The sequence below is a fragment of the Thauera aromatica genome, assembly GCF_023093595.1.
Classification (GTDB): Bacteria; Pseudomonadota; Gammaproteobacteria; order Burkholderiales; family Rhodocyclaceae; genus Thauera; species Thauera aromatica_A.
The window spans coordinates 53121-67462 of the sequence record NZ_JALLIK010000098.1 but is presented as its reverse complement, the minus strand read 5'-3'; the positions used below and the strand labels follow the sequence as shown (position 1 = coordinate 67462).

At 68.2% G+C, this 14342-nt stretch carries 13 protein-coding genes; all 13 read left to right on the top strand.

All coding sequences use genetic code 11. The features are described from left to right. The first annotated feature begins 110 nt into the window (after window positions 1-110). A complete protein-coding gene (aroC, locus tag MXC99_RS08240) occupies window positions 111-1241 on the top strand; it encodes a chorismate synthase (protein WP_247724986.1) in 1131 nt (376 codons plus the stop codon). A 155-nt stretch (window positions 1242-1396) separates the two neighbouring features. Continuing rightward, entirely contained in the window at window positions 1397-2557 is a 1161-nt protein-coding gene (locus MXC99_RS08235) for an MFS transporter (protein ID WP_247724985.1), read from the top strand. A gap of 15 nt (window positions 2558-2572) precedes the next feature. Continuing rightward, window positions 2573-3388, top strand: coding sequence for a M48 family metallopeptidase (locus MXC99_RS08230; RefSeq protein WP_247724984.1), 816 nt, complete (start codon window positions 2573-2575; stop codon window positions 3386-3388). A gap of 79 nt (window positions 3389-3467) precedes the next feature. Beyond that, window positions 3468-4877, top strand: coding sequence for a 3-isopropylmalate dehydratase large subunit (leuC, locus tag MXC99_RS08225; RefSeq protein WP_247724983.1), 1410 nt, complete (start codon window positions 3468-3470; stop codon window positions 4875-4877). A 29-nt stretch (window positions 4878-4906) separates the two neighbouring features. After that, window positions 4907-5035: an entericidin A/B family lipoprotein gene (locus MXC99_RS08220; protein WP_075149411.1), complete on the top strand. Its 129-nt coding sequence runs from the start codon at window positions 4907-4909 to the stop codon at window positions 5033-5035. Continuing rightward, the gene (leuD, locus tag MXC99_RS08215) at window positions 5035-5673 is read left to right on the top strand and encodes a 3-isopropylmalate dehydratase small subunit (protein ID WP_247724982.1); all 639 of its coding nucleotides are present in this window, start codon (window positions 5035-5037) and stop codon (window positions 5671-5673) included. Before MXC99_RS08220 ends, leuD begins: the two co-directional genes overlap by 1 nt. Window positions 5674-5723: 50 nt before the next feature. Continuing rightward, window positions 5724-6788, top strand: a complete 1065-nt coding sequence (gene leuB, locus MXC99_RS08210) for a 3-isopropylmalate dehydrogenase (protein WP_247724981.1) — start codon at window positions 5724-5726, stop codon at window positions 6786-6788. 54 nt (window positions 6789-6842) lie between these two features. Continuing rightward, complete coding sequence (asd, locus tag MXC99_RS08205) at window positions 6843-7976, top strand: aspartate-semialdehyde dehydrogenase (RefSeq protein WP_247724996.1); 1134 nt, start codon at window positions 6843-6845, stop codon at window positions 7974-7976. A gap of 196 nt (window positions 7977-8172) precedes the next feature. After that, window positions 8173-11049 carry a FimV/HubP family polar landmark protein gene (locus tag MXC99_RS08200; RefSeq protein ID WP_247724980.1) on the top strand — a complete coding sequence of 959 codons (2877 nt, stop codon included), beginning with the start codon at window positions 8173-8175 and terminating at the stop codon, window positions 11047-11049. Then, complete coding sequence (locus MXC99_RS08195) at window positions 11046-11702, top strand: energy-coupling factor transporter transmembrane protein EcfT (RefSeq protein ID WP_247724979.1); 657 nt, start codon at window positions 11046-11048, stop codon at window positions 11700-11702. The genes MXC99_RS08200 and MXC99_RS08195 overlap by 4 nt, the downstream gene beginning before the upstream one ends. Continuing rightward, on the top strand, window positions 11699-12496 hold the full coding sequence (gene truA, locus MXC99_RS08190) for a tRNA pseudouridine(38-40) synthase TruA (RefSeq protein ID WP_247724978.1): 798 nt from the start codon (window positions 11699-11701) through the stop codon (window positions 12494-12496). The genes MXC99_RS08195 and truA overlap by 4 nt, the downstream gene beginning before the upstream one ends. Next, window positions 12497-13120 (top strand): phosphoribosylanthranilate isomerase, encoded by a 624-nt coding sequence (locus MXC99_RS08185; protein ID WP_247724977.1) that lies wholly within the window; start codon window positions 12497-12499, stop codon window positions 13118-13120. Beyond that, window positions 13113-14318, top strand: coding sequence for a tryptophan synthase subunit beta (gene trpB / locus MXC99_RS08180; RefSeq protein WP_247724976.1), 1206 nt, complete (start codon window positions 13113-13115; stop codon window positions 14316-14318). The genes MXC99_RS08185 and trpB overlap by 8 nt, the downstream gene beginning before the upstream one ends. Window positions 14319-14342: the final 24 nt, after the last annotated feature.

Genomic DNA, 14342 nt, shown 5'->3' with positions numbered 1-14342 from the left:
CCGAAGAGAAGGGGCCGTGATAAACTCGGCCGCGTTCCTTCCCGACGTTTCCGCGCCGCCGCGCACGCCTTCCCCGGGATGGCGGCGGCGGCCTACAGGCGAGTCTTCTCATGTCCGGCAGCACTCTCGGCACGCTCTTCACCGTCACTTCATTTGGCGAATCCCACGGTCCGGCGATCGGTTGCGTGGTCGACGGCTGTCCGCCGGGGCTGGCGCTCGGCGTGACCGACATCCAGGCCGAGCTCGACCGGCGCAAGCCCGGCACCTCACGCCACGTCACCCAGCGCCGCGAGCCGGACACGGTGGAAATCCTCTCCGGCGTGTTCGACGGCGTTACCACGGGCACGCCGATCGCGCTCCTGATCCGCAACCAGGATCAGCGTTCGCACGACTACGGCAACATCGCCGACACGTTCCGCCCCGGCCATGCGGACTATGCCTACCAGCAGAAATACGGGTTGCGCGACTACCGTGGCGGCGGCCGGGCGTCGGCGCGCGAAACCGCGGTCCGGGTCGCCGCCGGCGCGATCGCGCGCAAATGGCTGCGCGAACGCTACGGCATCGAGATCCGCGCCTGCATGAGCGCGCTCGGGCCGATCGAGATCCCCTTCGTGTCCTGGGACGAAGTCGCCGGCAATCCCTTCTTCGCGCCCAATGCCGCGATCGTGCCGCAGCTCGAAGCCTACATGGATGAGCTGCGCAAGTCGGGCGACTCGATCGGCGCCCGCCTCGAGGTCGTCGCCAGCGGCGTGCCGGCGGGCTGGGGCGAGCCGGTGTACGACCGTCTGGATGCCGACATCGCCTGGGCGATGATGGGGATCAATGCGGTCAAGGGGGTCGAGATCGGCGCCGGCTTCCGCTCGGTGCTCCAGCATGGCACCGAGCACAGCGACGAGATGACACCCGAAGGCTTCCTTTCCAACCATGCCGGCGGCGTGCTCGGCGGGATTTCCACCGGGCAGGACATCCTCGCCAGCATCGCGATCAAGCCGACCTCCAGCATCCGCCTGGACCGTCGCTCGATCGATCGCAGCGGCAATCCGGTGATCGTCAACACCCACGGCCGCCACGACCCCTGTGTCGGCATCCGCGCCACGCCGATCGCCGAGGCGATGCTGGCGCTGGTGCTGATCGACCACGCGCTGCGCCACCGCGCCCAGTGCGGCGATGTCGAATCGGCCACGCCGCGGATCGCCGCGCTCGCGCCGCAGGGCCGCCAGCGCCTGCCTTCGCCGCGCTGAGCTCGCCGCCGCAGCCCGCGCCCAGGCTTTCCGGGCCCGTCCGCAGCGGCCGCCAGGAGTGCGGTGAAAGCGGGTGATGCCGCTGTGTCGCCGATCGGTGGGCCCGGAGCCGCTCCGCGCCGCCTCTCCATCCGGGTTCGAATGCAGTCTTGACGATGATTCCCTACTGGCGCCTGTCGGCGTACTACTTTTTCTACTTCGCCTTCGTCGGCGCGTTCTCGCCGTACTTCACCCTCTATCTGCAGTCGATCGCGCTCACTGCCACCGACATCGCCTTGTTGATGTCGCTGATGCAACTGATGCGGGTGCTCGCACCCAACCTGTGGGGCTGGCTGGCCGAGCGCCTGGGAATGCGCCTGGCGATCGTGCGCCTGTCGGCACTGGCGAGCCTGGCCGGGTTTTCCGTGTTCTTCATCACGACCGAGTTCGCCGGGCTGTTCGCAGCGATGGCGCTGATGGCTTTTTTCTGGAGCGCCGCCCTGCCGCTTGCCGAAGGGCTCACCTTCTCGCACCTGGGGGGGGATGGGCATCGCTACGGCAGCATCCGGGTCTGGGGCTCGGTCGGATTCATCGCCGCCGTGCTCGCCCTCGGCCATCTGCTCGACCATGTGCCGATCAAGGCCGTGCTGTGGGCCACGGCCGCGATCCTGGGCGGCATCTTCGCCTGTGCGCTGGCCCTGCCCGAGGCCGAGCGTCCGCCGCTGCAGCACGAATCCGTTCGCCTCGGCGAGGTCCTGCGCCGTCCCCAGGTGCAGGCCCTGCTCGGCGCCTGCTTCCTGATGTCGGCGGCGCACGGTGCGCTGTACGTGTTCTACTCGATCTTCCTGGTCGAGCACGGCTACGGCAAGGCGCTGGTGGGCTGGATGTGGACGCTGGGCGTACTCGCCGAAATCGCGGTGTTCATGCTGATGCCGCGCATCATGAAGCGTTTCGCGCTGCGTTCGATCCTGCTCTTCGCCTTCGCCTGCGCCGTGTTCCGCTTCGTGATGATCGGCTGGGGGGCGGACAGCCTCGGACTCCTGCTGGTGGCGCAGCTGCTGCATGGTGCGACGTTCGGTGCCTACCATGCGGCGGCGATCGCGGTGGTGAACTTGTGGTTTCCGGGGCGGCTCCAATCCCGCGGGCAGGCGCTGTACGGCAGCTTGTCGTTCGGTGCCGGCGGCATGCTCGGCGGGCTGATCAGCGGCTATACCTGGGAAGCGCTCGGCGCCGCATGGACCTACACTCTGGGTTCGGTTTTCGCGCTCGCCGGGTTGTTGTGGCTGTTGCTGGGCTGGCGCAGTGCGAGCGGGCACGACGCGAACGGCATTGAATGAGGAGAAGCAGGGGTGATGAAGAAGATGTTCGGGACGATGCTGCCGGCCCTGCTGGCGGCGACGATCACGGTGGCCTGTCAGACGGTGCAGACCACCGGTGGTGGAGCGGTCGGGGTGCAGCGCTCGCAACTGATGATGGTGTCGGCGCAGGACGTGGAGCAGGCCTCGGCCCAGCAGTATCAGGAACTGCTCGCCGAGGCGCGGCGCAAGAACACCCTCAACCGCGAACCCGCCACGGTCCGGCGCGTGCGGCACATCGTCTCGCGGCTGACGGTGCAGACCCGGGCGTTCCGCCAGGATGCGCCGTCCTGGCAATGGGAAGCCAATGTGCTGTCGTCCGACGAACTCAACGCCTGGTGCATGGCGGGAGGGAAGATGGCGATCAACACCGGCCTGATCGAGCGCCTGCGCCTGACCGACGACGAGATCGCGGCGGTGATGGGGCACGAGATCGCCCACGCGCTGCGCGAGCATGTGCGCGAACAGGTATCGAAATCGATGGCGACCGGGTTGGGGATTTCCGTGGCCGGGGCCTTGCTCGGCGTGGGGCAGGTGGGGCAGGAACTGATGGGCACGGTGGCCAAGGTCACGTTCGAGCTGCCCAACTCGCGCGAGCATGAAGTCGAGGCCGACCGCATCGGCGTCGAGCTGGCCGCGCGCGCGGCCTACGATCCCCGCGCCGCAGTGACGCTGTGGGACAAGATGGCGACCCGATCGGCGGGAGCTCCGCCGCAGTGGCTGTCCACCCATCCTTCGCACGCCAACCGCCAGCGCGATCTCGCCGACTACGCCGCGCGGGTGATGCCGCTCTACCAGTCCGCCAGGCGCTGACCCGGATGTGCGATCCGCTGTTCAGTCTTGCGGGCTTTGTGAAATAATCTTTCTCTTTTGTTGACGTGGAATTCACGGGATGCAAGTGCAAACGCTGTACGAAAAGCTCTGGTCCAGTCATGTCGTCCACCAGGAAGCCGACGGCACGGCGCTGATCTACATCGACCGCCATCTGGTGCATGAAGTGACCAGCCCGCAGGCTTTCGAAGGGCTCAAGCTGGCCGGACGCAAGCCGTGGCGGATCCGTTCCATCGTCGCCACCGCCGACCACAACACGCCCACCGACCACTGGGAGCAAGGCATCCAGGATCCGGTGTCGCGCCAGCAGGTCGAGACGCTGGACGCCAATATCCGCGCCGTCGGCGCGCTGGCTTATTTCCCGTTCAAGGACGCCCGCCAGGGCATCGTGCACGTGATCGGACCGGAGAACGGCGCCACCCTGCCGGGCATGACCGTGGTCTGTGGCGACTCCCACACGTCCACCCACGGTGCCTTCGCCTGTCTGGCGCACGGCATCGGCACCTCCGAGGTCGAGCACGTGCTCGCCACCCAGTGCCTGCTGCAGAAAAAGTCGAAGACCATGCTGGTGAAAGTCGACGGCGAACTCGGCCGCGGCGTCACCGCCAAGGACGTGGTGCTCGCCATCATCGGCCGGATCGGCACCGCCGGCGGCACCGGCTACGCGATCGAATTCGGCGGCAGCGCGATCCGCGCGCTGTCGATGGAAGGGCGGATGACGGTCTGCAACATGGCGATCGAGGCCGGCGCCCGCGCCGGGCTGGTCGGCGTCGATGAAACCACGATCGCCTACCTGAAGGATCGCCCCTTCTCGCCGCAGGGCGAAACCTGGGACCAGGCCGTGGCCTACTGGCGTACGCTGAAGAGCGACGACGGGGCGCAGTTCGACAAGGTCGTCGGGCTGCGGGCCGAGGACATCCAGCCCCAGGTCACCTGGGGAACCTCGCCGGAAATGGTCACTTCCATCGATGGGTGCGTCCCCGACCCCGCCGCGGTTGCCGACCCGGTGCGGCGCGAGGGCATCGAGCGCGCGCTGAAATACATGGGACTGGCCCCGAATACGCCGATCACCGAGATCGCGGTCGATCAGGTCTTCATCGGCTCGTGCACCAACTCGCGCATCGAAGACCTGCGCGAAGCGGCCGCAGTGGCGAAAGGGCGCAGCAAGGCGGCCAGCGTCCGCCGCGTACTGGTGGTGCCGGGCTCGGGCCTGGTCAAGCGCCAGGCCGAAGCGGAAGGCCTGCACGAGATCTTTCTCGCCGCCGGCTTCGAGTGGCGCGAACCGGGCTGTTCGATGTGCCTGGCGATGAACGCCGACCGCCTGGAACCGGGCGAGCGCTGCGCCTCGACCTCGAACCGCAACTTCGAAGGCCGTCAGGGCGCGGGCGGGCGGACCCACCTCGTCAGTCCGGCGATGGCCGCCGCGGCCGCGGTGACCGGGCGCTTCACCGACGTGCGCACGCTGGCCTGAGCACCGCATTCCAGCTTCCGGAGAATGCCATGAACAAACTCGCACTGATCGCCGCTGCGCTCGTCGCCGGCTTCGTCTCCATCGCCTGCAACACCGTGCAGGGCGTCGGCAAGGACATCGAAAAGGGTGGCGAGGCCATCCAGAGGGCAGTCAAGTAATGAAACCGTTCACCACGCTCGACGGCCTGGTCGCGCCGCTCGACCGCGCCAACGTCGATACCGACGCGATCATCCCCAAGCAGTTCCTGAAGTCGATCAAGCGCAGCGGCTTCGGCCCCAATGCCTTCGACGAGTGGCGCTACCTCGACGTCGGTGAGCCCGGCCAGGACTGCAGCGCGCGTCCGCTGAACCCGGACTTCGTGCTCAACCAGGCGCGCTACCAGGGCGCGCAGATCCTGCTCACGCGCGACAACTTCGGCTGCGGCAGCTCGCGCGAGCACGCGCCGTGGGCGCTCGAAGACTACGGTTTCCACGTCCTGATCGGCCCCAGCTTTGCCGACATCTTCTTCAACAACAGCTTCAAGAACGGTCTGCTGCCGATCAAGCTCGACGCCGCCGAGGTCGACGCGCTGTTCCGCCAGTGCGAGGCCAGCGCGGGCTACCGCCTGAAGGTCGACCTCGCGGCGCAGACCATCACCCGCCCGGACGGCAAGTCGATCGCCTTCGACATCGACCCCTTCCGCAAGGAATGCCTGTTGAACGGCTGGGACGACATCGGCCTCACGCTGCGCCACGCCGACAAGATCCGCGCCTTCGAAGAGCGCCGCCGCGCCGAACACCCCTATTATTTTGCCTGAGTCCCGTCGCCTGCAACGACAGGGCTTACCGAAACAAGGAAGTTGATCCGATGAAGATTTGCGTGCTGCCGGGTGACGGCATCGGTCCCGAGATCATGGCGCAGGCCGTGCGCGTGCTCGACGCGCTCGACCTGAAGCTGGAAATGGAAGAGGCGCTGCTCGGCGGCTGTGCGGTGGATGCCACCGGCACCCCGTATCCGGAAGCCACCCGCAAGCTCGCACGCGCGGCCGACGCGGTGCTGCTCGGCGCCGTCGGCGGCCCGAAGTGGGACGCCCTGCCGCGCGAGCAGCGCCCGGAGCGCGGCCTGCTTGGCATCCGCAAGGATCTGAACCTGTTCGCCAACCTGCGCCCGGCGATCCTGTATCCGGAGCTCGCCAACGCCTCCTCGCTCAAGCCCGAGATCGTCGCCGGCCTGGACATCCTGATCGTGCGCGAGCTGACCGGCGACATCTACTTCGGCCAGCCGCGCGGCATCGAGACGCGCGAGGTCGAGGGCACGCCGCAGCGCGTGGGCTGGAACACGATGATCTACGCCGAGTACGAGATCCGCCGCATCCTCAAGGTCGCGTTCGAGGCGGCGCAAAAGCGCGGCAAGAAGCTGTGCTCGGTCGACAAGATGAACGTGCTCGAGTGCACCCAGCTGTGGCGCGACATCGCCGACGAGATGGCGAAGGACTACCCCGACGTCGAGCTCAGCCACATGCTGGTCGACAATGCCGCGATGCAGCTCGTGCGCGCGCCCAAGCAGTTCGACGTGATGGTCACCGGCAACATGTTCGGCGACATCCTGTCGGACGAGGCCTCGATGCTCACCGGTTCGATCGGGATGCTGCCCTCGGCCTCGCTCGACGCCGACAACAAGGGCCTGTACGAGCCTTCGCACGGCTCGGCGCCCGATATCGCTGGCAAGAACCTTGCCAACCCGCTCGCCACCATCCTTTCGGCGGCGATGATGCTGCGCTATACCTTCAATCAGGAAGCGGCCGCGCAGCGCATCGAAAATGCGGTCAAGAAGGTGCTCGCCCAGGGCTATCGCACCGGCGATATTTTCGAGCCGGGCACCAACAAGGTCGGTACGCGCGAGATGGGCGACGCGGTGCTCGCGGCACTGTAAGCTGTCGTACCTGCAAAGGTTTTTCGAAGAACGTTTCTGTAGAGAGTGATGAACATGAATCGAGTCGGTCTGGTCGGCTGGCGTGGCATGGTCGGTTCCGTGCTGATGCAGCGCATGGTGGAAGAGGGCGACTTCGCCTTCATCGAGCCGGTGTATTTCTCCACCTCCAACGCCGGCGGCAAGGCGCCGTCCTTCGGCGGCAAGGAAGCGGCGTCGCCGCTGCAGGACGCGACGGACATCGACGCGCTCAAGGCCTGCGACATCGTCATCACCTGCCAGGGCGGCGACTACACCAAGGAAGTCTTCCCCAAGCTGCGCGCCACCGGCTGGAACGGCCACTGGATCGACGCCGCATCGGCGCTGCGCATGAATGACGACGCGGTGATCATCCTCGACCCGGTCAACCGCAACGTCATCGACGCCGCGCTGGCCAAGGGCGGGCGCAACTGGATCGGCGGCAACTGCACCGTGTCGCTGATGCTGATGGGCCTGGGCGGCCTGCTCCGCCACGGCCTGGTGGAGTGGATCTCGGCGATGACCTACCAGGCCGCTTCGGGCGCCGGCGCGCAGAACATGCGCGAGCTGATCAGCCAGATGGGCACCCTCCACGATTCGGTCAAGGACCTGCTCGCCGACCCGGCCTCGGCGATCCTCGAAATCGACCGCAAGGTCGCCGAGACCATGCGTTCAGACGCCTTCCCGAAGAAGAACTTCCGCAACACCCCGCTCGCCGGCAGCCTCATCCCGTGGATCGACGTCCCGGTCGAACACGGCCAGAGCAAGGAAGAATGGAAGGGCGGCGCCGAATGCAACAAGATCCTCGGCAATCCGGCCTTCCGCACTCCGGGCGCGATTCCGATCGACGGCCTGTGCGTGCGCATCGGCGCGATGCGCTGCCATTCGCAGGCGCTGACGATCAAGCTGAAGAAGGACGTGCCGCTCGACGAGCTCAGCGAGATCATCGCCGGCGGCAATCAATGGGTGAAGGTCGTGCCCAACGAGCGCGAGGCGACCGAGCGCGAACTGACCCCGACCGCGATCACCGGCACGCTGACCGTCCCGGTCGGGCGGCTCCACAAGATGGCGATGGGACCCGAGTACCTCGGCGCCTTCACCGTCGGCGACCAGTTGTTGTGGGGGGCGGCCGAACCGCTGCGCCGGATGCTGCGCATCCTGCTCGAACGCTGAGCGTTCTTCCTTCCAGCAGACTAAAAGGGGGCGAAAGCCCCCTTTGTCATCATTACGGAGCGCCGCGCCGGGTACGCCGCGGGCCGGCGCCGGCTGATGCGGGAAGGCTGGGAAGATGCTAGATTCACAGGCCGATCCACGATCGCCTTTGGCCGTAAAGCTCAGTTTCGGGGGGAAACGCGGTTTGAAATCCAACATGACCAGGTCGCTCAAGGCATCACTCATCGCCCTTTCCATCGCGGCGATCCCTTTCGCCGTCCAGGGTGCGGGGCTGGGGCAGATCAGCGTGTTCAGCGCCCTGGGTCAGCCGCTGCGTGCGCAGATCCCGGTCAGTGCCACCCCCCAGGAGTTACGCTCGCTGAATGCCCGCATCGCTTCACCCGAGGCCTTCCGGCAGGCCCAACTCGGTTACGGCAGCACAGTCCGCAGCATCCGCCTCCGCGTCGATGTCGGGGCCGCGGGAGGGGTGATCCACCTGTCGAGCGAGCGTCCGATCAACGATCCCTTCGTCGATTTGCTGGTCGAGTTGAACTGGGAGGCAGGGCGGCTGGTGCGTGAATACACCTTCTTGCTCGACCCCGTCGATTTTGCCGCACCGAGCCCGCTTGCGGCTGCGGTCGAGGCTCCGGTCGCTTCCCCGCTGCCGCGTCCACCGCTCGCCGCCGCACGCTCCGCGCCCGCCGGCGGCGCGTTGCCATCGACCCATGCGGTGCGCCGCGGCGATACGCTCTATCGCATCGCCGCCACCCATCTTCAGCCGGGGATGACGCAGGACCAGATGCTGGTGGCGCTTTATCGCACCAATCCCGAAGCCTTTGCCGAGGGCAATATCAACCGCTTGCGCACCGGCGCGGTGCTGAGCCTGCCCGCCGCCGATACGGTGCGGGCGATCGGCGCGGAACAGGCGCAGCGCGAGATTCGTGCTCAGGCTGCCGATTTCGACGCTTACCGGCGCGGCCTCGCCGCCGCGGTGGAGTACCGTGCGCCGGTGTCCGCGCCTGCCGATGAGCAGGCGAGCGCGGGGCGCATCGTACCCCGGGTGGATGCGCGCGCAGCGGGCGACGACCACTCCGACCAGCTGCATGTATCCCGCAGCCGGCCTGCCGGGGCGGGCGAAGCCGAAGTGCGTCTGCAGGCGCTCGAAGAAGAGCTCAGCGCGCGCGAGCGCTCGCTTGACGAGGCCGCCGCCCGCCTTGCCTTGCTTGAAAGCAGCATCCGCGGCCTGCAGCGCCTGCTGGAGTTGCAAAACGGGACCATGGGCAGCCTGCAGGAACGGGCGGCACCCGCCGCGGCGGAGGCGCGGGAAGGGCAGGCCGGTGCCAGCCCGGAGCCGCGACCGGCCGCGGCTGGGGCGGAGGCCGCCGGCACCGAAGCGGCCCGGGCGGCGAAGATCGCTCCCGCCCCGGCTTCCGCGAGCGCGCAGAACGCTCCGCCGTCGGGCGTTGACAGCGCTCCCGGCGTGCTTGAAACCGTGCTCGGGGATTCGAGACTGCTCGCCGGCGCGGCGGGCATCCTCGTCCTGCTGCTGGCGCATGCGGGACTCGGCTGGCGGCGCAGGCAAGCCGAGGCGCGCCAGGCCGGTGCGGGGGAAGAGGGTGCGGGCGACGCCGTTTTTACCGGCAGCGGCGGACATCATGCGGATGCAGCCGCGGCGAGCATCATGAATACCGATTTCGGCCGTTCGGGGCTGGCGTCGATCGATACCGACGAAGGCGTCGACCCGGTCGCCGAGGCCGATGTGTATATGGCCTATGGCCGCGATGCACAGGCCGAGGAGATCCTCCAGGATGCGCTGAAAACGGACCCGAAGCGCGCCGCAATCCATCTGAAGCTGCTCGAGATCTATGCCCAGCGCGGCGATCCGTCGCGGTTCGGAGAAGTGGCAGGCGAGCTGTTCGCCCTCACTGCCGGTCGCGGCCGGGATTGGGACAAGGCGGCGGCGCTGGGGCGCAAGCTCGACCCGAAGAACCCTCGTTATCGGGAGGCCACCGCCGTGGCATTGGGCGGGGGCGTGGCTGCATCGCAGGCCGTGATCGGCGAGCTTCCCAGCATGCAGCGGGACGTTGTCGACCGGCATCCGCCCGATTCCGCCGAGCCGGCGAACCCGGCGGAAGGAGGCGTGGAGCAGGAGGGCGCGTCCGCTGCGGTGCCGCACGGCGATGCGCAACAAGGGGGGGCAATGGCCTCCGTTACCGCGTCCCGGGCGGGCGCGTCCGCTGCGGTGTCCACGGCTGCGCCGGTGCTGCCAGTCAATGCACGGGCGGAGGCGCTCGACTTCGATCTCGGGCTTGACGCGCCGGCAACCGCAACTGCGCATGTCGCTGAAGCGCCGGCGCAGGCCGAGCCGGCGGCTGCAGCGCAAGAGGATGCCGGGCTGGAATTCGATTTCAACCTCGATTTCGGTACTGGCGGAGAGGCCGGGAATGCGGTCGAGCCCGGCCGCGGTGCGCAGGACCGCACCGGGGAGGCCGGCTTTGTCGCAGCGCTGGATTTCGAGTTGCCCGACCTCGACCTCGACCTGGAGGTGGATGCGCCGCAGCCCTGGGCAGTCGACATGAACGCTACGGTGGTGTGCCCGGATGATGCTGCCGATGTGTTCGAGGGCGGGCGTCCGAGCGAGGCGGCGAAACAGGATGCGCAGTTCGGTCCGGCCTCCGCGCCTGAGTCCGAGCTCCAGTCCGCGCCCGCCCCGGGGAGCACGGGCGCCGACCGCCGCCCGCTCGATTCCGGTTTCAGCCCCGATGAGCCCGCGCCCGCCGCGCCGTCCGCGGATACTGCGCCTGAACTGAATCTGGGCACGCTCGATCTCGAACTCGATACGCTCGCTGGAGCCGGCATTTCGGTCACGGAAATCCCCGCGCCGGACGAGGTCCGTATCGGCGCCGACCTCGCCGACAAGGCCGCCTCGCGCGGCGAGGGCGATGGCATCGAGACCAAGCTCGAACTGGCGCGGGCGTACGAGGAAATGGGCGACCGGGAAGGGGCTGCCGAACTGCTCCGCGAAGTCATCGGCGAAGGCTCCACCGCACAGCGCAGCGCAGCGCGCGAAATGCTCTCCGGCCTGAATCGATGACGCTGCGGGGCGGCTGCCTGCGGCTGTTCTCGGCGCTGAACGACATGCACTCCGGCCTCCTTCTGTTGCTCTGGCTCGCCGCCGTCGCTTCGATCCAGGTCCTGCCTCCCGTTGTCCTCGGGCCTGCAGTCCTGTCGTGTATGGCGGCCGCCTTCCTGTTCGCGCGTGTGCGTGGCCTTCGTCTGTTGCGCCGGATTCGGGTGTTGTTGCTGGCGATCGTCGTCCTGTTCGCCTGGTTTACGCCGGGCGAGGCGCTCCTGCTCGATTGGCCGCGGCTAGGGCCCAGCCGCGAAGGGAGCGTCCTCGCCCTGGTGCATGGCGCCCGCCTGGTCGCGGTCGTGTGTGCGGTTGCCTTGCTTCTCGAGTGCCTTCCCCTGCCTCGCCTGATCGGTGGCCTGTACGCGCTCAGCCGCCCGCTGCGCCTGATCGGGGTGCCGCCCGAGCGGCTGGCGTTGCGCCTGCTGCTGGTGCTGCGCTATGTCGATGCATCGCCCCGCGGGCACAAGCCGATGCACTGGAAAGAGTGGCTGGAAGACGAGTCGACGGGCTCGGACAACCCCTCGGTGCTGCTGCAGCGCGAGCGCCTGAGCCGGGCCGACGCCGTGGTCGCGCTCGGGGTGTTCGCGATGCTGTTCTGGTGGAGCCTGGGATGAAGCGGATCGTGCTCGGGCTCGAATATGCGGGAGATGCGTTCTGCGGCTGGCAAAGCCAGGCGCACGGGCGCACCGTGCAGGACGTGCTGGAGGCCGCGCTCGGGCGGATCGCCGCCGAGCCGGTGCGCCTGCACTGCGCCGGGCGCACCGACACCGGGGTTCATGCGAGCGTCCAGGTGGTGCATTTCGATACCTGCGCGCAACGCCCGCTGTCGGCCTGGGTGCGCGGAGTCAATGCCCTCCTTCCGGGGACGGTGGTGGTGCGCTGGTCGGCGGAGGCCGATCAGGATTTCCACGCCCGCTACCTCGCCACCGAGCGCCAGTACCGCTACATCCTGCACAATGCCCCGACCCGGCCGGCCCTGCTCGCGGGTCGGGTGGGGTGGTTCCATCTGCCGCTCGACGAGGCGCGAATGGCCGAGGCTGCGGCCTGCCTGGTCGGAACCCACGATTTTTCCTCGTTCCGGGCTGCGGGCTGCCAGTCGAAAACGCCGGTGCGGGTGATGTACGAGGCCCGGGTCGGGCGCCAGGGTGACTACCTGCTGTTCGATTTTCGCGCCAACGGCTTTCTCCACCACATGATCCGTAACCTGGTCGGCGCCCTGGTCTATGTCGGCAAGGGACGATACCCGCCCTCCTGGATGGGCGAACTGCTGCAAGCGCGCGATCGCACCCGCGCCGCGCCCACCTTCGCCGCCGACGGTCTCTACCTGTGCGGGGTGAGCTACCCGCCGCGCTGGTCGCTACCGGATGATGGGCGTATCATCGCGCTGCCTCAGCTTCCCCTCGCCTGAATGTCCCGTACCCGAATCAAGATCTGCGGCCTGACGCGGGCGCAAGACGTGCGCGCGGCGGTCCGGAGCGGTGCCGACGCGATCGGCTTCGTCTTCTATCCCCCCAGCCCGCGCGCGATCGATATTGACCGCGCGGCCGAGCTCGCCGCCATGCTGCCGCCGTTCGTCACCGCGGTCGGCCTGTTCGTCAATCCCGAGCCGGCCGAGGTCGAGGCGGTGCGCGCGCGCGTGCCCCTGCAATTGCTGCAGTTCCACGGCGACGAGTGCGAAGCCGACTGTGCCCGCTATGGCCTGCCCTGGATCAAGGCGGCGAGGATGCGGCCGGGAGTCGATCTGCTAGAATTCGCCCTTTCGCATCCGCGCGCCCGCGGCATCCTGGTCGACGCCTTCGTCGCCGGCTACGGCGGCGGCGGCGAGACGTTCGACTGGTCGCTGATCCCGCAGGGCTTCGGGCGGCCGCTGGTGCTGTCCGGCGGCCTCGATGCGGACAACGTCGGCGAGGCGATCCGCCGCGTTCGCCCGTGGGCGGTGGACGTCTCGAGCGGAGTGGAAAGTGCCAAGGGAATCAAGGATGCGGCCAAGATCGCCGCGTTCATCGCCGGAGTTCGACACGCAGATGGCTGATACGCCTTACCAGTTTCCCGATGCCAGCGGGCATTTCGGCCCCTACGGCGGCGTGTTCGTCGCCGAAACCCTGATGCCGGCGCTGGCGGAGTTGCGCGAAGCCTACGCCGCGTGCCAGAACGACCCGGACTTCATCGCCGAGTTCGAATACGAGCTGAAGCACTACGTCGGCCGCCCGAGCCCGATCTACCACGCCCGGCGCTGGTCCGGCCTGCTCGGCGGCGCCCAGATCTATCTCAAGCGCGAAGACCTCAACCATACCGGCGCGCACAAGGTGAACAACTGCATCGGCCAGGCGCTGGTCGCCCGCCGCATGGGCAAACCGCGCGTCATCGCCGAGACCGGCGCCGGTCAGCACGGGGTGGCTACCGCCACCGTGGCCGCGCGCTACGGCATGGAGTGCGTGGTCTACATGGGCGCGGAGGACGTCAAGCGCCAGGCCGCCAACGTCTACCGGATGAAGCTGCTCGGCGCCACCGTGGTCCCGGTCGAATCCGGCTCGAAGACGCTGAAGGACGCGTTGAACGAGGCCATGCGCGACTGGGTCACCCACATCGCCGACACCTTCTACATCATCGGCACCGTCGCCGGCCCGCATCCCTATCCGATGATGGTGCGCGACTTCCAGGCCGTGATCGGCAAGGAATGCATCGAGCAGATGCCCGAGATGGCCGGCCGCCAGCCCGATTACGTGATCGCCTGCGTCGGCGGCGGCTCCAACGCGATGGGCATCTTCCATCCCTACCTCGACGTGCCGGGGGTCAAGCTCGTCGGTGTCGAGGCGGCGGGCGAGGGCCTCGACAGCGGCCACCACGCCGCGTCGCTCACCGCCGGCCGCCCGGGTGTGCTGCACGGCAACCGCACCTACCTGCTGCAGGACGAGGACGGCCAGATCATCGAGACGCACTCGATCTCGGCCGGCCTCGACTATCCCGGCGTCGGCCCCGAGCATGCCTGGCTGAAGGATTCCGCCCGCGCCGAGTACGTCGGCGTCACCGACGCCGAAGCCCTGCAGGCCTTCCACGACCTGTGCCGGCTCGAAGGCATCATTCCTGCGCTCGAGTCCTCGCATGCGCTGGCCCATGCGGCCAGGCTGGCGCCGACCTTGCCGCAGGACAAGATCCTGCTGGTCAACCTGTCCGGGCGCGGCGACAAGGACATGCACACCGTCGCCGAACGCTCCGGCCTCCAGTTCTGAACCTGATCGGGCCGCTTCTGCGGC